At 46.8% G+C, this 22,614-nt stretch carries 21 protein-coding genes; 17 read left to right on the top strand and 4 right to left on the bottom strand.

The genetic code is table 11. The annotated features are described in order from the left end of the window. Nucleotides 1-10: 10 nt before the first annotated feature. The 7 genes from GVY43_RS05410 (at nt 11) to GVY43_RS05380 (ending at nt 6,933) form a co-directional block, all read left to right on the top strand. Nucleotides 11-640 carry a helix-turn-helix transcriptional regulator gene (locus GVY43_RS05410; RefSeq protein WP_012726643.1) on the top strand — a complete coding sequence of 210 codons (630 nt, stop codon included), beginning with the start codon at nt 11-13 and terminating at the stop codon, nt 638-640. Then, nucleotides 627-1,469, top strand: coding sequence for a pyruvate, water dikinase regulatory protein (locus tag GVY43_RS05405; RefSeq protein ID WP_159562497.1), 843 nt, complete (start codon nt 627-629; stop codon nt 1,467-1,469). The genes GVY43_RS05410 and GVY43_RS05405 overlap by 14 nt, the downstream gene beginning before the upstream one ends. A gap of 126 nt (nt 1,470-1,595) precedes the next feature. Continuing rightward, entirely contained in the window at nt 1,596-3,407 is a 1,812-nt protein-coding gene (gene dnaG, locus GVY43_RS05400) for a DNA primase (RefSeq protein ID WP_159562496.1), read from the top strand. 35 nt (nt 3,408-3,442) lie between these two features. Beyond that, the gene (gene rpoD / locus GVY43_RS05395) at nt 3,443-4,537 is read left to right on the top strand and encodes an RNA polymerase sigma factor RpoD (RefSeq protein WP_012726640.1); all 1,095 of its coding nucleotides are present in this window, start codon (nt 3,443-3,445) and stop codon (nt 4,535-4,537) included. A gap of 132 nt (nt 4,538-4,669) precedes the next feature. Further along, on the top strand, nt 4,670-5,008 hold the full coding sequence (gene cccA, locus GVY43_RS05390) for a cytochrome c550 (RefSeq protein WP_012726639.1): 339 nt from the start codon (nt 4,670-4,672) through the stop codon (nt 5,006-5,008). 96 nt (nt 5,009-5,104) lie between these two features. Beyond that, nucleotides 5,105-5,821, top strand: coding sequence for a tRNA (adenine(22)-N(1))-methyltransferase TrmK (locus tag GVY43_RS05385; protein WP_159562495.1), 717 nt, complete (start codon nt 5,105-5,107; stop codon nt 5,819-5,821). Next, nucleotides 5,821-6,933 (top strand): Nif3-like dinuclear metal center hexameric protein, encoded by a 1,113-nt coding sequence (locus GVY43_RS05380; protein WP_159562494.1) that lies wholly within the window; start codon nt 5,821-5,823, stop codon nt 6,931-6,933. The genes GVY43_RS05385 and GVY43_RS05380 overlap by 1 nt, the downstream gene beginning before the upstream one ends. Before the next feature lie 42 nt (nt 6,934-6,975). Here GVY43_RS05380 and GVY43_RS05375 read toward each other — a convergent pair whose 3' ends face one another. Continuing rightward, nucleotides 6,976-7,929 carry a 4-hydroxy-3-methylbut-2-enyl diphosphate reductase gene (locus GVY43_RS05375; protein WP_012726636.1) on the bottom strand — a complete coding sequence of 318 codons (954 nt, stop codon included), beginning with the start codon at nt 7,927-7,929 and terminating at the stop codon, nt 6,976-6,978. Between the two features lie 129 nt (nt 7,930-8,058). Between GVY43_RS05375 and GVY43_RS05370 the strand changes: the two genes are divergently transcribed. From GVY43_RS05370 to GVY43_RS05350, 5 genes are all read left to right on the top strand, one after another. After that, entirely contained in the window at nt 8,059-9,813 is a 1,755-nt protein-coding gene (locus GVY43_RS05370) for an ATP-binding protein (RefSeq protein ID WP_236548986.1), read from the top strand. After that, nucleotides 9,810-10,748 carry a substrate-binding domain-containing protein gene (locus tag GVY43_RS05365; RefSeq protein ID WP_159562493.1) on the top strand — a complete coding sequence of 313 codons (939 nt, stop codon included), beginning with the start codon at nt 9,810-9,812 and terminating at the stop codon, nt 10,746-10,748. Before GVY43_RS05370 ends, GVY43_RS05365 begins: the two co-directional genes overlap by 4 nt. Before the next feature lie 61 nt (nt 10,749-10,809). After that, the gene (locus tag GVY43_RS05360; RefSeq protein WP_159562492.1) at nt 10,810-12,153 is read left to right on the top strand and encodes a DEAD/DEAH box helicase; all 1,344 of its coding nucleotides are present in this window, start codon (nt 10,810-10,812) and stop codon (nt 12,151-12,153) included. A gap of 81 nt (nt 12,154-12,234) precedes the next feature. After that, on the top strand, nt 12,235-13,137 hold the full coding sequence (locus GVY43_RS05355; protein WP_159562491.1) for a deoxyribonuclease IV: 903 nt from the start codon (nt 12,235-12,237) through the stop codon (nt 13,135-13,137). Nucleotides 13,138-13,140: 3 nt separating this feature from the next. Beyond that, nucleotides 13,141-13,710 (top strand): hypothetical protein, encoded by a 570-nt coding sequence (locus tag GVY43_RS05350; protein WP_159562490.1) that lies wholly within the window; start codon nt 13,141-13,143, stop codon nt 13,708-13,710. A 37-nt stretch (nt 13,711-13,747) separates the two neighbouring features. Here the strand turns inward: GVY43_RS05350 and GVY43_RS05345 are convergent, their stop codons facing one another. From GVY43_RS05345 to GVY43_RS05335, 3 genes are all read right to left on the bottom strand, one after another. Continuing rightward, nucleotides 13,748-13,918: a DUF1427 family protein gene (locus GVY43_RS05345; RefSeq protein ID WP_012726630.1), complete on the bottom strand. Its 171-nt coding sequence runs from the start codon at nt 13,916-13,918 to the stop codon at nt 13,748-13,750. Nucleotides 13,919-14,009: 91 nt separating this feature from the next. Continuing rightward, nucleotides 14,010-16,175 (bottom strand): RNA degradosome polyphosphate kinase, encoded by a 2,166-nt coding sequence (locus GVY43_RS05340; RefSeq protein WP_159562489.1) that lies wholly within the window; start codon nt 16,173-16,175, stop codon nt 14,010-14,012. Nucleotides 16,176-16,177: 2 nt separating this feature from the next. Beyond that, nucleotides 16,178-17,707 carry a Ppx/GppA family phosphatase gene (locus GVY43_RS05335; RefSeq protein ID WP_159562488.1) on the bottom strand — a complete coding sequence of 510 codons (1,530 nt, stop codon included), beginning with the start codon at nt 17,705-17,707 and terminating at the stop codon, nt 16,178-16,180. Nucleotides 17,708-17,989: 282 nt separating this feature from the next. On the opposite strand from GVY43_RS05335, the gene GVY43_RS05330 reads away from it, so the two are divergent. The 5 genes from GVY43_RS05330 to GVY43_RS05310 all read left to right on the top strand — a co-directional run bounded on the left by GVY43_RS05330 (nt 17,990) and on the right by GVY43_RS05310 (nt 22,583). After that, nucleotides 17,990-18,892, top strand: coding sequence for an RNA-guided endonuclease TnpB family protein (locus GVY43_RS05330; RefSeq protein WP_159562487.1), 903 nt, complete (start codon nt 17,990-17,992; stop codon nt 18,890-18,892). A 233-nt stretch (nt 18,893-19,125) separates the two neighbouring features. Beyond that, nucleotides 19,126-19,887, top strand: coding sequence for a metal ABC transporter ATP-binding protein (locus GVY43_RS05325; protein ID WP_074036635.1), 762 nt, complete (start codon nt 19,126-19,128; stop codon nt 19,885-19,887). After that, the gene (locus tag GVY43_RS05320) at nt 19,884-20,741 is read left to right on the top strand and encodes a metal ABC transporter permease (protein ID WP_159562486.1); all 858 of its coding nucleotides are present in this window, start codon (nt 19,884-19,886) and stop codon (nt 20,739-20,741) included. Before GVY43_RS05325 ends, GVY43_RS05320 begins: the two co-directional genes overlap by 4 nt. Then, nucleotides 20,734-21,159: a Fur family transcriptional regulator gene (locus GVY43_RS05315; RefSeq protein ID WP_159562485.1), complete on the top strand. Its 426-nt coding sequence runs from the start codon at nt 20,734-20,736 to the stop codon at nt 21,157-21,159. Before GVY43_RS05320 ends, GVY43_RS05315 begins: the two co-directional genes overlap by 8 nt. 35 nt (nt 21,160-21,194) lie before the next feature. Continuing rightward, entirely contained in the window at nt 21,195-22,583 is a 1,389-nt protein-coding gene (locus GVY43_RS05310; protein ID WP_159562484.1) for an NAD(P)H-hydrate dehydratase, read from the top strand. The last annotated feature ends 31 nt before the right edge of the window (nt 22,584-22,614 follow it).

The raw sequence follows: 22,614 nt of genomic DNA, 5'->3' as shown, positions 1-22,614 counted from the left end.
GGGGTTGGCTATGCAACTGAATGAACGCCAACAAAAAATCGTCGAGATCGTGAAGGAGAACGGGCCGATCACAGGGGAACAAATCGCACAAGAGCTCTCATTGACACGCGCGACCCTGCGGCCTGACCTCGCTATTTTGACGATGACAGGCATACTTGAAGCTAGACCTCGTGTCGGCTACACGTTCGTTGGCAAACGGAATTCGTCGATGCTACGAGAAAAGTTAGATTCGCTGACCGTAGGGGACTTCATGTCTTCTGCGAAAGTCGTAAGGGATGAGATGACGGTATATGATGCGATTGTCACGTTGTTCTTAGAAGATGTCGGCTCATTGTTCGTTGTCGGACGTGACCGGGAGTTAGTCGGAGTTTTATCTCGTAAAGACCTCCTTCGTGCGGCCATCGGAAATCAAGACTTAGACCAGTTACCCGTCAACGTCATCATGACCCGCATGCCGAACATTACAGTATGTGAGAAAACAGAAACGTTGATTCGAGCTGGGATGAAATTGATTGAGAAACAAATCGATGCCATGCCCGTCGTAGAAGAAAAAGATGGGAAATTGATTGTACTCGGCCGTATGACGAAGACCAATATGACGAAGGTGCTCATTGCGTTAGCGAACGATGAGTCGATCTGAGGAGGAAATCGAATTGACTACGAAACAACTCGTGTTCGTTGTAAGTGACTCGGTCGGAGAGACGTGCGAACTCGTCGTCCGCGCAGCGAGTATCCAATTCCACGAGAATGCGATCGAAACCCTTCGCATCCCGTTCGTCGAAGATGAGCAGACGATTATGGATGTCGTCACGCAAGCGAAAGCACAACAGGCCATCATTGCGTTCACGCTCGTTAATGAGGAACATCGCGCCCTTCTCATGCGGCTTGGTGAAGCTCATCAAGTGAAAACGGTTGATTTGCTCGGAGATTTGCTCGATGTATTATCTAGCCAATTGAAAGAAGCGCCACGTGAAAAGCCGGGACTCATCTATCGATTGGATGATGATTACTTCCGAAAAATCGAGGCGATGGAGTTTGCCGTCAAGTATGACGATGGTCGGGACCCACGTGGCCTGAAAAAAGCTGATATCGTGTTGGTCGGTGTTTCTCGAACGTCAAAGACGCCGCTATCTCAATATTTGGCACTGAAACGATACAAAGTCGCGAACGTGCCACTCGTTCCAGAATCGAGACCGCCTGAGGAATTGTTTGATTTGCCTGCTGAACGATGTGTCGGGTTGATCATCTCCCCGGAAAAGCTGATTTCAATCCGGATGGAACGTCTCAAATCGCTAGGTTTGAAGCCGGAAGCAGATTATGCGCAGCTAGAGCGAATCAATCGTGAACTCGAGTATGCGCGTGGTATTTATAAACGAATCGGTTGCGATGTCATCGATGTGACGAACAAAGCAGTTGAAGAAACGGCAGGGATCATCTTGCGTCATCTTGAACAGTCTAAAGATGATTGAATGAGTAAGTGTTTCAATTAGTAATCATTGCTTCAAGAGGGTATAATAGAGTATTGACAGTACAGTGAAACGGAACGTGATGAGCGTTCCGTTTCGTTGCGAGATTGGAAACAGGGAGTGGTCAACATGCCACGAATACCAGATGAAGTCATCGCAGAAGTGAAACAAGCGACCGATATCGTAGAATTGATTGGCGAACGTGTCGAATTAAAGAAACAAGGACACCGCCTTGTCGGATTATGTCCGTTTCATTCCGAAAACTCACCTTCTTTCTCCGTTTCACCTGAAAAAGGGATGTATCACTGTTTCGGTTGTGGTGCCGGCGGAAATGTATTTACGTTCGTGATGGAAACCGAGGGATTGTCGTTTCCTGAGACGGTCGAACGCTTGGCAACACGGGCGAATATTTCGGTAGACGGGATCCAAGGGGACGAGGAACTGACGCGAGAACAGGTATGGCGCAAACAGATGCGTGATGCGCATCGCCTTGTCGCTGACTTGTATCATGAAGTGTTGATGAAAACAGAAGCTGGAGAAGTGGGCTTAACGTATTTACGGGATCGTGATCTGGCTGAAGAGACGATTGCGCAATACAAGATCGGTTTTGCCCCAGACCAACGACGCTTTACTGTCGAGCTGTTGGAGCGGCGCGGGTTTGATTTAGAAGTAATGGTTGAGGCAGGTTTGATTTCAAAGTCGAAGTCCGGTGAATATTTTGACCGATTTGAAGGACGGGTCGTCTTTCCGATTGCGGATCGAGACGGCACCATCGTTGGCTTCAGTGGACGAGCGATTGATGACCGACAACCAAAATATGTGAATACGGCTGAGACGCCACTCTTCAATAAGAGCGAGTTATTGTTCGGCTTCTCTCAAGCCCGGGCGACGATGCGTAAGAAAAAGCGTGTCTTCCTCGTTGAAGGGAACGTTGACGTTTTACAAGTCGCGCAAGCGGGCACACAAGAAGTTGTGGCATCGCTCGGAACCGCGTTCTCTCCTCAACATGCGAGGGCACTATCTCGAATCGTGGATGAAGTCATTATCTGTTATGACGGAGACCACGCGGGACAAGAAGCGACACAAAAAGTCATTCGCCTCTTAGAAGCGTCTCCACTCGATGTACAAGTTTTGCCACTACCGGAAAAGACGGACCCAGATGATTATATCCGTCAGCATGGGGCAACTCACTGGCAACAGTTTATTGAAACTGAGCAGTTGAGTGTTCTCGATTTTATGAATCGCATGTACCGGCGAGGAAAAAACTTGAACCGAGAAGGAGAACGGATTCGCTTTATTGAATCTATGCTTGAAGAGATCGGGAAGACAAATGATTCGATTCGAAGAGATTTATATGTGAAGAAACTGTCGGATGAGTTTGAGATTCCGCTAGAGACGCTCCGTTCGAGAATTCCTCGTCCGACGTCAAGTGAATCAACTCCCACCCGTGCGATGGAACCTGTAGAGCCGGTACGGAAGCGTTCGAGTAAAACAGGTGAGCCTCGTTGGATGAAAGCCGAGAAGTACTTGTTGCGTGCGATGTTGACGGGACCGGAGCAGGTCCGTTTCGTACGCGACCGTTTAGGGCTTCGTTATCAAGATGAAACCCATCGTATGTTAGGGTCAGCATTGTATGAAATCGTATCCGATACGATGACACAGGATGAGTTTGATCAAATCACGCTTTCGTTCATGGAGCGTTATTGCGATCAACGCCCTGATTATGCGATGCGTTTTGCAGAGATCCGTCTGATGGCTGGACCGGATGAACTGTCTGAAGAGGTTTTAGACGAATACATTCGGGTGATAAACAGTTATGAGGAGCAACGTCAAATCGAGCGTGCAAAAAGGGAAATCGCTCAAGACGCCGAAAGTATTGTAGACCAGGCGTCCAAGCTACAAGAATTGATTGCCCGTAGTCGTCGTCTTCGAGAACGATGATCGTGGATGAAGTTTGGAAGGAGTTGAACTGCTAGATGGCAGAGAAGAAGAAAGAGGATTTATTTAACGCCATAGAGGAACTTGAAAAGTTAGGTAAGAAAAAAGGCGTCGTCTCAATGCAAGCAATCCAAGATCGCCTTAGTCACTTCGAGGTGGATTCGGATTTCATCGATAACTTCATCGAAGATTTAGAGGCTAAAGACATCCGTGTCACAGAAGATGCTGCTGACGCAGAAGAAACACCTGCGAAAAAAGAGGATGAAGAAGTCGATTTGAACGACTTATCAGTACCTCCTGGAATCAAAATCAACGACCCGGTTCGGATGTATTTGAAAGAAATCGGACGTGTCGACCTTCTCAGTGCGAAAGATGAGACGGAGCTCGCTAAACGAATCGAGCAAGGGGACGAAGAAGCGAAAAAACGTCTCGCAGAAGCGAACCTACGTCTCGTAGTGTCGATTGCGAAGCGTTATGTCGGTCGTGGGATGCTCTTCCTTGATTTGATTCAAGAAGGGAACATGGGACTCATTAAAGCGGTCGAAAAATTCGACTACATGAAAGGGTTCAAATTCTCGACGTATGCGACGTGGTGGATTCGCCAAGCCATCACACGTGCGATTGCTGACCAAGCCCGTACGATTCGTATTCCTGTACACATGGTGGAAACAATCAACAAATTGATTCGTGTCCAACGTCAATTGCTTCAAGACCTCGGTCGCGAACCTTCTCCGGAAGAGATTGCCAAAGAGATGGAACTCACACCTGAGAAAGTCCGTGAAATTCTAAAGATTGCCCAAGAACCTGTTTCTTTAGAGACACCGATTGGGGAAGAAGACGATTCACATCTCGGTGACTTCATCGAAGACCAAGATGCGATGGCTCCTCAAGATGCGGCAGCCTATGAATTGTTGAAAGAGCAATTAGAAGACGTGTTGGATACGTTGACAGACCGTGAAGAGAACGTCCTTCGCCTGCGTTTCGGACTAGACGATGGCCGCACACGCACACTCGAAGAAGTTGGTAAAGTATTCGGTGTCACACGTGAGCGGATTCGTCAAATCGAGGCGAAAGCCCTTCGTAAATTGCGTCACCCGAGCCGTTCCAAACGCTTGAAAGACTTCCTCGATTAATTTCATATTTGAATAAAGTGTGAAGTTTTAGAAGAAAGGAAGGAAAATGAGTGATTTTCCTTCCTTCTTTATTATTTTTTGAGTAAAATAGTGTTGGATAGAAATTTGGAATGAACATGAGGGGGAACTACAATGCGTAATCCATTGTTACCGTTTGCGGCAATCGCAATCGTCGCAATTATTGCCATGGTATCATTATCGTATTTTGGGGTGAATCAGGCGCAACAAGCGGCTGAAGGTCCAGCAGTCACTGAAATGAACCCAGAAGAGTTGTATGCTGCGAAGGGTTGCACAGGTTGCCACGGCGGAAACCTTGAAGGTGGCGTCGGTCCAGCACTTACTGGTGTCGGCGATCGTCTCTCACCAGAAGAAATCGCAAACATCATCGTCAACGGTCAAGGTGCGATGCCAGCAGGTCTTGCATCCGCTGAAGAAGCAGAAGTGCTTGCGAACTGGTTGATTGAACAATAAGAGGTGACGCACTCCGTGATGGGGTGCGTTTTTTTGTTGTCGAACTGTAGAGAATTCGATACGCTAGGGAAGAAGTAGAACAAAGGAGTTGTCTGTATGCAAGAACGTGTCATGTTAGACCGACGATTGAAGCAGGTCGTCGATTATATCCCAAAAGGAAGTGTGCTCGCCGATATCGGTTCGGATCATGCATATGTCCCATGCTATGCCTTTCAGCAAGGAATCATTTCAAAAGGAATCGCGGGTGAAGTGAACGTTGGACCGATGGAAGCTGCGAGAGCACAAGTCGATTTGATTGGGGCCAGTGATGCCATTGATGTACGCCTCGGCGATGGTCTTGCTGTCTTACAGCCCAATGAAGCGACGTGTATCTCGATCTGCGGGATGGGCGGCAGTTTGATTCGCTCGATTCTCGAAGCGGGTCAAGATAAGCTCGGTGCGGTCGAACGACTCGTCCTTCAACCGAACGTTGATGGGCAACACGTACGAAGCTGGCTGCTTGAACATGGATATGTCCTTGTCGAAGAGGCAATTGTAGAAGAAAATGATAAAGTCTACGAAATCCTAGTCGGAGAAAAAGGTAGTGAGACCATCTATAGCGACGCGTCGGACGAGCGGATGTGGCAGTTGTTATTCGGCCCATATCTTATTCAAGAGCGACCGGAACCATTTAAACTCAAATGGAGTCGTGAAGCCGATAAGCTCGATTATGTGCTTGGACAGATGGCAGCTGGCATTCAATCGGATGCCTTGATTCAAAAACAAGTGGAATTCAAACGGATGCGTGACAAAATGAGAGAGGTGAGTCAGTAATGGCGAACGGCAATCAAGTGATTCAATTGTTTGAAGAATTTGCACCGAAACATTTGGCGGTTGAAGGGGATAAAATCGGCTTACAGATTGGATCGCTCAACAAAGAAGTCAAACGGGTCATGGTCACGCTTGATGTGCTCGAATCGGTTGTGGATGAAGCGATTGAGAAACAGATTGATTTGATCATCGCGCATCATCCACCCATCTTTAGTCCGTTAGCTCAAGTCAATGACCGCTCCACGGCTGGGAAGATTACGATGAAATGTATTCAGCACGATATCGCGGTCTATGTCGCTCATACAAATTTAGACGTATGCAGCGGTGGTGTGAACGATTGGATGAGTGAGGCGATCGGTCTCCGCGATACGAAAGTACTCGTCCCGACCTATGAAGAGCCGGTCTATAAACTATCTGTATTCGTTCCATCCACGCATGCGCAAGACGTATCCCGTGCTCTAGGAAAAGCGGGTGCGGGACATATCGGTGACTATGCGGACTGTCAGTTCCGTGTATCCGGAACGGGACAATTCACTCCGCTCGCAGGGACAGATCCCTTCATCGGTCGCCCGCATGAAACGGAACAAGTTGACGAAGTGAAAATCGAAACGGTCGTTCGGGAGAGTCAGAAAAAGCGTGTACTAAAAGCAATGAAAGACGCCCATCCTTATGAGGAAGTGGCGTATGACCTCATGCGCGATGAAATCGAGGGTCATGTATTTGGGCTAGGGCGAATCGGTCGACTTGAACAGGCCATGACACTTGAACAGTTTGCCGAACACGTGAAAACAAGCTTTGGGGTTGAGGGCGTGCGAGTCGTCGGAGACCCGAGACGTTCGATTGAAAAAGTTGCCGTATTAGGTGGAGACGGGAATAAATATGTGTCTACTGCGCATTTCAAAGGTGCAGATGCATATGTGACGGGTGATTTATATTTCCACGTGGCTCATGATGCGATGGCCCTTGGGCTTGCAGTCGTAGACCCAGGGCATCATGTCGAGAGTATCATGAAACAAGGTGTAATCGATGTGCTCAGCAAAAAGTTTGAAAAAGCGAAAATTAATGTCGACTTGATTCAATCTGTTGCCAACACGAACCCGTTTCAATTCAAGTAAATCCTAAAAATCCCCCATCCTCTGAGAGAATGGGGGATTCCTTCACTTACGCAAAGCTTTCACTTTCGGTAAGATGCTCCGAAGTTCAAGAAATGGCGTTTTATCGTGCGTGCTTAAATCGTCTGGGTCATACTGCGACAAAAAGTCGATGACTTTTTTTGTGATCGGTGTAGGAGTAGAGGCGCCCGACGTCACAGCGACGGTCTCGACTCCCTCGAGCCAATTCAAGTCAAGTTCACTCAAGTCACCTATTCGATATGCATTCGTTCCGGCAATCTCTTTTGAAACTTGTGCTAAACGATTGGAGTTGTTAGATTTAGGATCTCCGACGACAATCAACAATTCGCAGTCTCCCGCTTGTTCAGCGACGGCTTCTTGACGAACTTGCGTCGCGTTACAGATTTCATTATGCACTTCCACGTGAGGATAACGGGCTTGAATCGTTTCAATTAATGCGGAAACGTCCCATTGACTCATCGTCGTCTGGTTCGTCACCAAAATTTTTCGTTCGAACAAGCGACTCGGCAACTGATCGATTTCATGTTCATATTGAATCAAATGAACATGGTCTGGTGCAACACCAATTGCACCCTCCGGTTCCGGATGCCCGTGTTTTCCGATATAGATGACATCATATCCTTCTGCCGTTTTCTCACGAATCAAATCGTGTGTGACTAAGACGTCAGGACAAGAGGCATCTACAATCGTCAATCCTTTCTCGATGGCACGTTTCCGGACGAGTGGTGAAATGCCGTGCGCCGTGAAGACGACCGTTCCTCGATCGATGGTTTCGAGCGCTTGCATGCGGTCTTCTCCATCAACGGTTTTGACACCGAGATCCTCAAACGCCTGCGTGACGTGACGGTTATGGACAATCATTCCAAGTATATGAATCGGGCGTGGCAAATCTGGATTTGCGACGGCCTCATTTGCGAGCTTCATGGCATCGACGACACCATAACAATATCCGCGTGGGCTAATTTTTTTAACTTTCATATGAAGACGAAGGCTCCTTTCGAAGTGCTTTCATACGTATTAGTCTAACATTGTTTCGAAAATACGAAAAGATTTGCGTGTATTCATGCTATAATTTTTAGGTTAGAGAGGAGGGACGCCGTGAATCGCATGAAACCATTGCGTGAACTAAGAAAATCGTACTTTTTCCAAATTACGTTCATCATCATCATTATTTTAGCACTTGTCATTTCATCACTTGCCTTCTCTGCTGACCGCGTCACGGTGTCTCGAGCAGAAGAATTGGCGAAAGAGCAATTTGATTACGCCATCGATGACAGTATTGAGAATGTGGAGTCCCGACTTGGGAAATTGTATGAGGATTTAGTTTACTTAGGCGCTTACGTTGGAAATGAGCCATGGATTGAAGAACGGATCCGAACAGGATATTTGAATCAACGCACGAGTTTTACGTCCATCTTTTATTATGATGTCAATCAAGACTCATTTAAATGGTACTCGGAGCGACAAGTCGCCTCTTCTGTCTTGAAACGCGATCCGAAGTTTACGGAAGTATTGACTGCAAGTGGAAAAGAACTATATATGAGTGACCCTGTGATGATCAGTGGGGATATGGGAACTTTCCTATACGTTCCGGTCATCGAAGAGAACCGACCAATCGGTATTTTTGGGGGAAGCATTAGTGTCTTGAACTCTGACTTGTATCGTCGTTCGTTGGAATCTGCGAATGATGACATGATTCTATACTTGTTAGATGAGCAAGGCGAAGTGTTGACGACTTCGTTCAACTTGGTCACAGATGCAGAGCGTCGGATATCGCGTGAAGTCATCGACGAAGCATTAGATCGAAGCGAACGGACAATCTTGAGTACGGATGAAGATACGGTAATGTTTGAACCGGATGCACGAGTCAGTGGATGGAGCATGCTCGCAAAACATCAAAATGACTCCGTCTATGAAACGGTCTACGACACGCGTTGGCAGTATTTGATGATTGCGCTCGTTACATTCTTCCTGAGCATTCTCGTTGGATTGTTGCTTTCCCGGACGTTAACGAATCCGCTTGTCGAGCTGGTCAATCAAATTAAACAACAACAATCGCTCGGAACGATCTCGTTGGAAAGAACCGGTTCGAAAGAAGTGGAGACGCTACTCGACACGTATAACGATTATGCACAACGGATGGAAACGTCACGACGTGAACAGTTGAGTCAGCAACAGTTGATTTTGCATCAAGAAAAATTAGCCTCACTCGGTCAATTGGCCGCGGGAATTGCCCATGAAATTCGAAATCCTCTAACTCCCGTCCACATCACGTTACAAATGGTGCGCGAGGGTCAAGGTAGCTCAGATATGGTGGATGTCGCCATCAAAGAACTGGAGCGGGCGAATGATTTGATTTCAACGATGTTGACGCTCGCCAAACCAGATCAGGCTGGTAAAAACGAAGATTGGATCAACATGTTAGACTTTGCGAAACGACTTGAATTTTTAATGGATGCCGAATGTTATAAACGACCTACGAAATGGGAATTACTTGTACCGAACGACATGCCGCCATTTTATGCATCCTTTGATATGCTCGTTCAAATCATCTACAACCTCTTCAAAAATGCGGTCGATGCCGTCGAATCAAAAGGGGCTGAAGGTAGTGTCGTCGTGACGGTCCTCTTTACGGAGCAGGAATATCGCTTCTTGATTGAGGATAACGGGATTGGCATGAGTGAGGAACAACTCAAGACAGTTGGTTCCGCCTTCAATACGACGAAGGAAAGTGGGAATGGTCTAGGGATCTATATGATTCAAGAGTACTTGAAGAGCGTTAACGGTGCGATGGAGATTGATAGTGTGATGAAAAAGGGGACCGCGATTTTAATCAAAATCCCAAGGAGACAACCGTCATGAAAGGACTAAAACATTATTGGCTTTGGTTACCGGTCGTGTGGGCCATGACGATCCTCCTCATCACCTCGATTCAACTCCCAGAGCAAAAAACGAATGAAAAAGAAGTCGGATTCGTGTTTGTCAGTGATAAACATGAGCATGCGAATAAACTACTGGACTCGTTCGTGCATACAGCAAACCAAAAAGGGTTCATCCCGATTCCGACCACGAGTGAAGACTCGCGTGTCCTTGAAAAAGAAAAACTAGATTCATTGATTGACCGGGGTGTCGAGGCCATCTTTTTGACGACTCTCGATGACACGTTCATTCAACCCTCATTAGAACGCGCAAAACGAAAAAACATTCCGATTATTGCGATTGACCGCATGATTGATCATCCGAGTGTGCTCACATCCGTCGTTTCCGACAATGTCGATATCGGTCGGATGGCGGCCGAACAAATTGCTGCCAAGTATAGTGAGCTCGAACGTCCGATTCGCGTGGTCGAAGTGAGGGGGACGCCGAAAGTTCGCTCCACGATGGACCGAAGTCTTGGTATTCGAGAGTACGAAAAGCAACATGGCGACGATTTTCAGATCATTGCATCCATCACCGGGAACTATGACACATTCCAAGCTGAAATCGAGATGTCACGTTGGTTAGAAGAAGAGATTCCGTTTGATGCAATCTTTTCACATAATGATGATAATACGTTTGGTGTCGTCCGGGCTTTAGAAAGTCATGGTTTGACGGACAAGACGATCGTGTCGGTCGACGGGATTTCAGATATCTATCCGCTCATTCAAAATGGGAAGGTCAATGCCACTGTCGTGCAGTCACCGAACGAGATGATGGAAGTCGGCTTCAAAGCACTCGAACAACATTTAAATGGAAAGAAAATTGCCAAACACTATTATTCATCGAGTTATTTATATGAAGGTGTGGCAAAAGATTGATTGACAAATCATTTGATTCCGCTATGCTAGGAAAAGTGGAAAGAAACAGGAGGTGTATCGATTGAACAGCTTCCAACAGTTCAAATTGCTACCGTTTATGGTTGATGCGTTAACAGAAAAGCGCATTACGAAACCGACCGATATACAAGCCCGGATTATTCCGGCTGCCTTGAATGGTCGAGATATTATTGGGAAATCACAGACAGGAACGGGTAAAACACTTGCGTTCTTGTTACCGATCGTTGAAGCGATCAACCCAGAAGATGCTTCAGTTCAAGCAATCGTCGTCGCACCGACACGCGAACTCGCTTGGCAGATTCATGAAGAATTGAAATCGATTCTTATTAAAAACCCAGAATACATCAAATCGAGTTTGATTGTCGGAGGGACAGACCGCGAACGTCAGATCGATAAGATGAAAAATCCGCCACAGTTAATCATCGGGACACCGGGACGAATCCTTGATCTCATGAAAGCACAGGCGTTATTCCCGCACAAAGTGACACACTTTGTCGTCGATGAAGCCGATCAAATGCTCGATATGGGATTCTTGCCCGAGGTCGACCGCATCGCACAGGCGCTTCCTGAAAAACTGCAAACGATGGTCTTCTCAGCGACGATTCCTGAGAACCTTGAACCGTTCTTGAAGAAGTACCTTCATGACCCACGCTTTGCAGAGGCGAGCCCAGAACATCGCGTCGCACCAAAAATCAAGCACCACGTGATTCCAGTACGTCACCGTGACCGTAAAGAATTGACTGTCGAAATTGCGAAAGCAATCAATCCATTCGTTTGTCTCGTGTTCACCAATACGAAACAAGAGGCAGATGAGTTGGAGACGTCGTTCCGCGAAGCAGGTCTAAACGTCGGTACGTTGCATGGTGACATGCAGGCACGTCGCCGCAAACAAGCCATCAAGGACATCAATGATGCGAAATATCAGTATGTGATTGCTACGGATTTAGCGGCTCGCGGTATCGATATTTCAGGAGTCTCTCACGTCATCAACCACGGGATTCCGAAAGACCTTGATTTCTATACGCACCGTGTCGGTCGTACGGGACGTGCGGGCGCATCAGGTGAGGCGTACACACTATATGAGGACCATGAGAATGGACCGATCAACAGACTTGAAGAACGTGGGTTCGAATTCACTCATGTGGACTTGCGCAACGGTTCGATTCAACCGATCAAGACACGTCGTCGTCGCCAAACAGACCGTAAGATGAAGGTCTCACACACGGCTCATAGTCGGATGGCCGGTGAAATCAAGAAGGCGAAGAAGAAAGTCAAGCCTGGCTATAAGAAGAAATTCAAGTATAAGTTGAAAGAGACGGCATCACGTGAGCATATGCAACAGCAACGCTCGGATCGCCGTGCAGCACGTAAGAAAAATAAACGATAATGTTTGGGAGAATCGACTTCTTGGAGTCGGTTCTTCTTTTTGTGTACACTAGAGAGAGAAGATGATGAAGGGAAGATGAGGATGTTAAAAATAGGTTCACACGTTTCGGTATCAGGTAAAAAGATGTTGTTAGCAGGGAGTGAAGAGGCTGTCTCTTACGGGGCGAATACGATGATGGTGTATACAGGTGCGCCCCAAAACACACGCCGTAAACCCATTGAAGATTTAAATATTGAGGCAGCACTCAAACATATGGCCGCACATGACATCGAAGAGATTGTTGTTCACGCTCCATATATCATCAATCTCGGGAATACGACGAAACCTGAGACGTTTGAATTGGCCGTCTCTTTCTTAACTCAGGAATTAAAGCGGGCAGAAGCACTCCAAGTGGCTCGCCACGTCGTTCTTCACCCGGGCGCTCATGTCGGAGCGGGAGAAGAAATCGGTCTCGCTCGAATCATCGAAGGCTTGAATGAAGTGTTGACGGGTGATGAAAATGTGAAGATTGCATTGGAGACGATGGCAGGGAAAGGAAGCGAACTTGGTAAGACGTTTGAAGAGCTTGCAACGATCATTGATGGCGTGACGCACAATGATCGACTCTCAGTTTGCTTTGATACGTGTCACGTCCACGATGCCGGATATGACTTAGTCGGTGATTTAGACGGCGTCATCGAACAATTCGATCGAATCGTCGGACTCGACCGTCTCGGAGTCATTCATGTAAATGATTCGAAGAACGTGCGCGGTGCGAAAAAAGACCGTCATGAAAACATTGGCTACGGAGAGATCGGGTTTGATACATTGAATCGTGTCATTCATCACGAGGCATTTGCGCATCTACCGAAAATCCTAGAGACGCCATATATCCCGATTAGCGAAAAAACGAAAGTCGCTCCATATAAACAAGAGATTGAAATGTTCCGTGTCAATCAATTTGATGCCGAATGGCGTGAACGATTCGCGCTCGCTCATCAATAAACGATGAACGTCCTACAAGTCGATCCAAAGCGATATGATGTCTGGAACGCATTCCCGACTTATTTTCTTGAACAAAGTCCGGTTTATGTAAACGGGTCCGTGACGACACCGACAGCATTTATCGAAGTGATCGGGCATGGCATCGTGGCGGAAGCAGAGGTTTTACTTGAAGAGATGATTGGGCGACCAGACGATCCGTATTGGCTAGGAGAGAAACAGGAAGTGGTACAACTGTATTCCTTAGTCGATCTGTTGCAACTACATTTTCATCATCCATTATTGCAAGTGGGGATGTATGAGGTAGATGAACCGTACGAATCGATTCGAAAAAAATGGAATGACGGCTATTATGTACCATCGTCTAAATGGACGAAAGAGTCATATGAGGCGCACTTGTTTCGAGAAAAACTCTTAGCACCAAAGTCTCATGTGACGACTTGTGCGAGCTGTCATGTAGACCTAGCTGAACGATTTGGGAAAGAGGCGTATCACTTGATTGAGTATCACTTGACAGAGGAACGTGGCATCTGGGTTTGTCCGACCTGTCATAAAGCCATTCATACACTAGACTAAATAATAAAAGATGCCCTTTTTTCGAGGGCATCTTTTATTAGAATGGCCAGTTCGCTACAGCAAATTGATAAACCTTCATTCCGAGGAACACCCCGAAAATCCCAACAACTCCTGGTAATACCGGTGGGGCAGGGAGTGGCAGTTTGAGGGCAGTGAAGATGGCACCACAAATCAAGCCGGCGAGTAATGATAGTAAAATCTCCTGCATAAATAATTCCTCCATCTCTAAATGAAAGCGCTTCATAATAACTGAATCGAATTTATTATACAACGAGTTTCTCTATTTGAGAAGTCTAACATCAGTCATCTGTCATTTTCTCATTCTCTGCCCGAAGGCGGAGAACTTCACGTTCCGCCCAATTTGACGGTTCTCGTTCGAATACGCTAGGTATATTGTTCCAGCGACCACCTGTGTACTGATGGATGATAATTTGGGATTGAATCTCTTCCTGGTTGCTCTCACGTTTCACATACACATAGCGGCCGTCAGAACGTTGTCTTCTTGCTTTCACATTATCGACGAGTTGAAGGGCCATCATATCTTTGATATACGTTTTATGTGATGCGTTCAAGATGGGGAAGAGTATCTCGATCCGTTTTTTCATATTTCGTGTCATCCAGTCCGCAGAGGAACAGTACAAGTCTTCTTTTCCGTTTTGGTAAAAATAAAAGATTCGGGAATGTTCGAGATATCGATCGATGATCGAGATAACTTTGATGTTTTCAGAGACCCCTTTAATTCCCGGCCGTAAGCAACAAATTCCTCGGACAATCAAATCGATTTTCACCCCCGCGGACGAAGCATCGTATAATTTTGTAATGATAGCCCGGTCCGTGATCGAGTTCATCTTTGCGACGATGCGACCGTTTCCATACTTTTCATGTAGCTTGATTTCATCATCGATTTTATTCAAAAAGAAGTCTTTCATGTCGTCAGGCGACGTTTCGAACTGATGCCAAGATGGTCGTTCTCCATAACCGGATAACCAGTTGAAAAAGTTCGTTGCATCTTCTGCGAGTTCTTCATTTGTTGTGAGAAGCCCAATGTCTGTGTACAGCTTGGCAGTCGAATCATTATAGTTACCTGTACCAAGATGAATGAATCGTTGCAACACACCACCTTCTAGAATGCGAACGACGAGGGTGATCTTTGAGTGTGTCTTCAGTTCTTTATAACCGTAGATGACGTGAGCTCCAGCCTTCTCAAGTTGCTTCGCCCATTGAATGTTTTTCTCTTCATCGAAACGTGCTTTTAGCTCGACGAGGACGGTGACTTGTTTTCCGCTCTCGGCTGCATCGGTTAATGCTTTGATAATGGGAGAGTCCCCGGAGACACGATAAAGTGTCTGCTTGATTGCCAAAACGTTCGGATCTTTAGCAGCTTGAACGATAAATCGAACGATCGGATCGAATGAATGATAGGGGTGATGTAGCAGGTAATCTTGTTTAGCGATACTTTGGAATAAATCTTTGCCCGATTCAAGACCTTCTGGGATAAATGGAATCAACGTTTCATTGATCATGTCATCATATTCCATCCCGATTTGATTGTAGATCCCAAACAGGAAGGTCAAATCGATTGGACCGTCGACAATAAATATATCTCGGTCATGTAAGTCAAGGACGTCCTGTAACATGAACAACAGTTCTTTTCGTAGCGATCGCTGCTGTACTTCGAGTCGGATGGCAACCCCGTATCGTCTCTTCTTCAATTCTTTCTCAATTTGTTTCAAGACGTCACGACTACCTTCTTCGTGAAACGGCATGTCTGCGTTCCGCGTAATTCGGAATGGCATCGTGGACTCGACGACAAATCCTTTGAAGAGTGAGTCGATGAATTGAATGATCAAATCCTCAAGTAAAATCAAATCGGTATGTTCTTCATCATCGGTAGGCAGTTCCAGATACCGCGGAAGAACGGATGGCACTTGAACGAGGGCGAGTCGTTTCTTTCCTTCGCCATTCGAGGCAATCTCAACGGCAATGTTCAGTGACTTTGATAAGAGCATGGGAAACGGACGATAGGCATCGACTGCAATAGGCGTCAGGACAGGGAATACATGCGTTCGAAAATACTCTTTCACGAAGTCTTGTTGAGTTTTGTTCAAATGTTTCGTCCGTAAGAAGCGGACGTGCTGATTCGATAACTGTTTTGTAATTTTTTTATATGTCGCATATTGTGTCTCGACGAGTTCTTGCGCTCGCATCGAAATGGACTTGATCTGCTGTTTTGGAGTGAGGCCCGTCTTATCTTCCGGACGGTTGAAACCGGCAAGGACCTCATCTTTCAATCCACCGACTCGTACCATATAAAATTCATCAAGGTTTGAACTGAAAATCGCCAAAAATTTCAATCGTTCCATCAATGGATTTCGTTCATCCATCGCCTCTTCGAGAACACGTTCGTTAAAGTCGAGCCAGCTGAGTTCACGGTTGTTAAAATGTTCATTCGTGTATTCGGACATGGTTACTCCTCCTCGCTCAAGACAATCTCAATCGATTGATCAATTGCGCGTTCTAAATGCTTTTTATGGCGGGTGCTCCGCTGCAACTCAAAACGTGCGGAACCATTCGTATCTAGCGTAAGTGTAAGGCCATCCTTTGTGCTAGCAACATGGACGTCTGTCACAATCTGACGTTCCGTCAAGTCGAGGGCATCGACGAGTTTCACAATCGATCCGAGTAGCTCCAAACTTTTCAATAACTTTTGATCAAACCATTTCGGGAAAGCTTCGATATGTTGTTCCAACACTCGTTTTGATTTGAAGGATGTGACGAGGGCAAGAGCGAGTCGGTCCTCGTTGTTCAATCCTTTGAAATCGTTTGTGGTGATCAAATGGAACGTGTGGTCACTCTTATTGTTATGGTCGATATATTCACCGACATAAGCAAGGCGACAGGCACCTTCAAGGAGACCTGGCTCAAATGGTTTCGGTTTAATCGCTTTTACTTCAATTAATCCGGTATACAACTGTCGAGCCAATCGGATGAGATGTTGATGACGAGTCGGGTTCACGTCATATTGTTTTTCAAAATGACGAAAACTTTCTTCTTTCACATCGGCAAAACGAATTTTATCATGCTCATGTAAATAGTTTTCATAGAATAGTCCTTCGCGGAGTCCATTGTTACTCATCGTGAACTCGGGCACTTTCAAATATTTAGCGAGTTCGCCGATTGCTGTCACGGCAGGCGCGATGATGTCGACCCGGTCTTTTGATAGCCCATCCAAACGCCCGAGTTGTTTACTCGACATTCCGACGAGTTCATCTATGACGTCCTCCAATTGTTCAGCAGAAATCGTATACTGATGGATTCCTTCAAGCGGGAAGTTCGATATGGTCTGTTCGACCCGGACTAAGTTACGAGCCGTCCCGCCGACACCGACAAGAGGGACACCGTGTGGTTCGAGCCATTCAATTTCCTTGAATGCCTTCTTTAAGTATGCGGTCAACGCTTTCCGCTCGTCTTTCGTCATCGTCTCATCTTTCATGAATTCTTTCGTTAACGTCACGGCACCGAAAGGAAAACTATGATAGAAGACGAGTTCGCGGTTCTGAAAATATGTGACTTCCATTGATCCCCCACCAATATCGACGGAATATCCATCTTCCACATAGGTAGAGTTGACGATGGCCGAATATCCGTAAAAGGCTTCTTCGTAATCGCTCAATAGGCGGATGGTCATCCCTGTAGATTGTTTGACGTTCTGCAAAATCTCATCTGAATTATTCGCATTTCGAATGGCTGCCGTCGCCACAGGGAGTATATCGGTTACGTGATGATGGTCGTTCAACTCTTTAAAGTGACGTAACGTATCGATGAGCGAAGCGATTCCTTCTTCAGTCATTTCATTCGCATCACTAATATGGCTGGACAATCGCGCGACTTCTTTCACATTTAACCGTTCGAAGTATTGTCCTTCCTCGTTCACTTCGAAGATGACGTTGCGAATCGAGTTGGATCCGATATCAATAACTGCCAGTTTCTTTTCCATAAAACCATCCCCTTCATAATACTAGTGTAATCGACAAGGTTTTGAACGAACATACGATTTACGTTAATTTTAACAAAATCAGGCGAGAATTCTCCCTCCTCTAAGCGTCTCGGGGCGTAGCCCAGCGTAGGCGGGAGATGAATCGCCCGGTCCAAAAGTCTTATATCCCTATGACAGATGTTACGAACAAAAGTTCGTGATTCCGTTAGATTCTCCCTCCCTCTCCGCGGGTATCGGATGAGGAAGACATATCACGATCTGCTGGAGGGAGGAGGGACGGACATGCTGAAAGGCTACAAATATAGGCTTCACCCGACGCCTGCACAGGCCGAGTTCCTCATCAAGACGATCGGCTGCGCCCGGTTCATCTACAACAAGCTGCTCGAGGACCGCATCGCCATCCGCGAGGAGGCGAAAGCGGGGATCGTGACGAGACGGAAACCGGCGACACCCGCATCCTACAAGCCCTTGTTCCCGTTCCTCGCCGAGTCGGACAGCCTCGCGCTCGCGAACGCGAAGCTGAACCTCGACACCGCGTTCGCGAAGTTCTTCGCCGGGACGGGCAAGTTCTTCATCTCCCTCCTTGTCAAACAGGACGATGAACCATGGATCCCAGCCGAGAACAAGGTCGGGATCGATCTCGGTTTGGAACACTTCGCCGTCATGACGAACGATGCGATGGTCTCGGAGAAGATCGAAAACCCACGTTTCCTTCGTAAGTCCGAAGAAAAAGTCAAGAAGGCACAGCGCGCGCTGTCACGCAAGAAGATCGGGAGTAAGAATCGTGAAAAAGCAAAATTACTTCTGGCAAAGAAACACGAAAAGATCGCCAACCAACGGAAGGACTTCCTTCACAAACTGTCGAGACGGATCGTTGACGAGAACCAAGTCATCGTCGTGGAGACATTGAAGTCGAAGGACATGATGAAGAACCACAAGGTAGCGAAGTCCATCGGGGATGTCAGTTGGTACGAGTTCGTCCGACAGCTAGAATACAAATGCAAGTTCTACGGACGGACGCTCATCAAGGCAGACCCATGGTACGCATCGACGCAGATCTGTTCCACTTGCGGAGTAAAAGGCGAGAAGAAAAAATTAGATGTCCGCGAATGGACGTGTGCTTGTGGCGCGCAACATGATCGAGATATCAATGCGAGCATCAACCTATTGATGTTGGCCGACTAACAACTATTCAGGGCAGGGACTGCCCGACGAGCTTGGTAAATAATCGTGGCTAATAAAAGTACGATCTTCCCAAGAAGCTCCCACTTCAAGGTGTGAAGCAAATAAGTGGCGAGTAGTTCACCATTTGGCTAGGTGAAACCGGTCTTACTTGAAGGTATGCGTGATATTCTGTATAATACAAACGCCTAGAAAGTAGAAATGATTACGATTTAACATATGAGAGAAGGGATTAGATGACTACATCTGTCGTCAAATTAAACGAGGTGTCTTACTTCTATGATGGGACACCAGCCTTACAAAACGTATCGATTGATATTCGACAAGGGGACTTTGTCGCAATCGTTGGAGAAAACGGTTCTGGGAAGTCGACTTTGATTCGAACCATTCTTGGATTACTGAACCCGCAACAAGGGTCAGTCGAATTGTTCGGCAAGCCCATTTCGCAGTTTAAAGACAAGTCTCGTATCAGTTACGTTTCCCAAAAAGCGGCTTCCTTTAACTCGGGATTCCCGGTTACCGTCGAAGAAGTTGTTGCGATGGGCAGATACGGACGTCTCGGTTTATTCAAACGTTTAAAAATGGAAGATCAGGCAGCGATTCAAAATGCGTTACAAACGGTCAACATGTGGCAGTTTCGTCATCGGAAAATTGGAGATCTGTCCGGTGGACAACAACAGCGTGTCTTTATCGCTCGAGCGATGGTCAACCAACCTGATCTATTGATTCTCGATGAGCCGACCGTCGGTGTGGACCAAAAACACTTACAAGATTTTTATGAAGTCTTGCATATGCTTCGTGAACATACGACTTGTACGTTCGTCCTCGTCACCCACGATTTAAACGTGGTGACCGATCTTGTCACGAAAGTCGTCCATCTCGACCGCGGACGATTAGCATGCAATTGTGGACTGAGAGAATATAGCGAGCTCGGAGAACTCGCATCGTCCATCAAACCTTATCCTGTCAAAGTTCTTGTTCACGAGGGAACGACATGATCACAGATCTTTGGACATATAGTTTTTTACGTTATGCGTTCATTGCAGCACTTGTGATCGGGTTTACCGCACCGCTCATCGGTTCATTCATTGTAGTGAGACGGATGAGCTTGATTGCCGATGCATTGTCACACATGACGCTTGCCGGAATTTCGTTCAGTTTATTTCTCGGACAATATATCGCTCTATTCGCTGACCTGAACCCCCTGTATATGGGAACGCTGATCTCTGTATTGGCTGCGTTAGGACTCAATTGGCTTCGAGGTAAATATGTGCACTTCCAGGAACTATCCATTCCGATTATGATGTCCGCAGGAATGGGACTTAGTGCCATCTTTATCTCGCTATCACGAGGATTCTCGGTCGACTTGTCCACACTCTTGTTTGGATCGATTTCAGCTGTGAGTCAATCTGACATCACATTGATCGTCAGTGTGGCCGTCTTGACGCTCTTTGTGATTCTTATTTTCTATAAGCAGTTGCTGTTCTTGTCATTTGATGAAGAACAGGCAAAAGTGTCAGGATTACCGAGTACGATGCTTCACCTTTTATTCATGTTCATCGTAGCGCTTGTGATTGCCGTCAGCATGCGAATTGTTGGAACACTTCTCGTATCTAGTTTGATTACGTTACCCGTCGCAGCGGCGCTACGCTTTACTTCGAGTTTCAAACAGACCATTATGTGGTCCATCATCTTCGGAGAGGTCGCGACAATCGGTGGGCTTGTCCTTGCGTATGATCTCGATCTCGCTCCGGGCGGTGTTATCGTATTGATAGCAGTCGGTATTTTAGCAGCCGTCATGGCGCTCGAGAAAGTCATGAGTTTTAAGAAAAAGGAGGTACAACATGAATGAGGCTGAACAATTGAATCGTCTTCGTGCATCTTCTTTAAAAGTGACGCCGAAACGTCTTGAAATGTATGCTTATCTCTCTGAAGAAGACCGATATATCAGTGCGAAGGAAGTACTCGAGTACATGCGAGACAAACATCCGACGATGAGTTTTGATACGGTGTATCGAAATTTGAAGTCGTTTGCGGAGGAAGGATTACTTGAAGCGACGGAACTCGATGGTGAGAAATCCTTTCGAGTCACCTGCAGTGCGGCACATCACCATCATCATTTGATTTGTCGGAGCTGTGGAAAGACGAAACTGCTCGATTTATGTCCGATGCGCTTCGTAGAGGCGCTCGACCCTGAATTTGAAGTGGTCGATCATAAATTTGAGATATATGGGTATTGTAAAGAATGTAAGCAAAAGGGATTGATTTGATTCAATCCCTTTTTTGTATCGAAGGGGGAGGTTAGATGATCTATACAGCTGCTGAGATTAAGCAGATCGATCGCACAGCGATTCAAAATGGGATGCCCGAAGAGGTGTTGATGGAGCGAGCGGCCTCGGCGATTGTGCCTCACATTCGAATCGATTCGCAGTCTACCATTTTGGTGATTTGTGGCACAGGCAACAACGGTGGGGACGGTTGGGTCGTCGCTCGAGAGCTTGCTATGAAAGGGCATGAGGTCAGCGTGTGGTCACCGTTAGGGAAAAGTCAAACGGAGGCGGCTGCAATCCATGCTTCCTATGCATCTTCATTCCTTCGCCTTGTGGAACGGCCAATCCAAACAGATATCATCATTGATGCCTTGTTTGGCGTTGGGTTGTCCGGTCCCGTGACTGGTCAAGCGCGGGAAGTGATTGAATGGGTGAATCGTCAATCGACGCCTGTCATTTCGATTGATGTACCATCAGGCATACCGAGTGATCATGCTCGAGACTTTTATGATATAGCGATACGGGCGACGTATACGTATTCGTTACACGGTTTCAAACGTTCGACATTCTTAAATCGGACTGCTCCATTCTATGGCAAAGTGGAACGGATTGATATCGGACTCCGACATACATCCGATTGGAAGGTGTTGACCGAAACTGATTTCGATCGATCTCTTTTGGAGCGCGACCATTTCAGTCATAAGACGACATATGGACACGGGATGCTTATCGGGGGGAGTCGTCATTTTCTCGGTGCGCCATTCTTGGGTGGTCGTGCTGCAACTCGTTCTGGTATCGGCTTATTACGTCTCTCCATTCCACGTGAAGCGATCCCGCTTATCTCAACACTGCCTGAAGCGATGTATCAGCAACACACCGATGTGGTGGAACAACCGTACGATGCACTTGCCATCGGTCCCGGTATGGTCGAAGGGGAAGCGTTGAATCTCATTTGGCAATACGCAAAACAGCAGTCTTGTCCTGTCATCTTGGACGCTGGGGCACTATCGACGAAACGATTGGAAACCCGGGGGCCGCTTACGCTGACACCGCATCCAGGTGAATTTTCAAGATTGACCGGAAAATCGGTTGAAGAGATCGAGGCAGATCGGTTTTCCATCGCTTGTGAGTTCGCGAAGCAACACCGAGTCCATTTGATTTTAAAAGGAACGTATACGATCATCGTTACACCTGACGGAACAGGTGCCGTCAATACCGTTGAAGCATCGGCGTTAGCGAAAGGTGGAAGTGGGGACGTGTTGACCGGAATCCTACTTGCGCTATGGGCTAGAAGAAAAAAGCCTTCGGCACCGAACGAGCAAGCGGTGCTATGGCATGCGCTCGCTGCCAAGTCGATTAGCCAGAGTATACACCCCGCAAGTGCACTCGCAAGCGATATAATCGAAGAGCTCGGACGAATTTAAAAGGCAAGCCCGATTGTGTCGGGCTTGCCTT

It is taken from the genome of Exiguobacterium sp. 8H (assembly GCF_902506255.1).
Lineage (GTDB): Bacteria > Bacillota > Bacilli > Exiguobacteriales > Exiguobacteriaceae > Exiguobacterium > Exiguobacterium profundum.
Note: the sequence above shows the minus strand (reverse complement) of the source record. Positions and strands in the feature narration are given on the sequence as shown.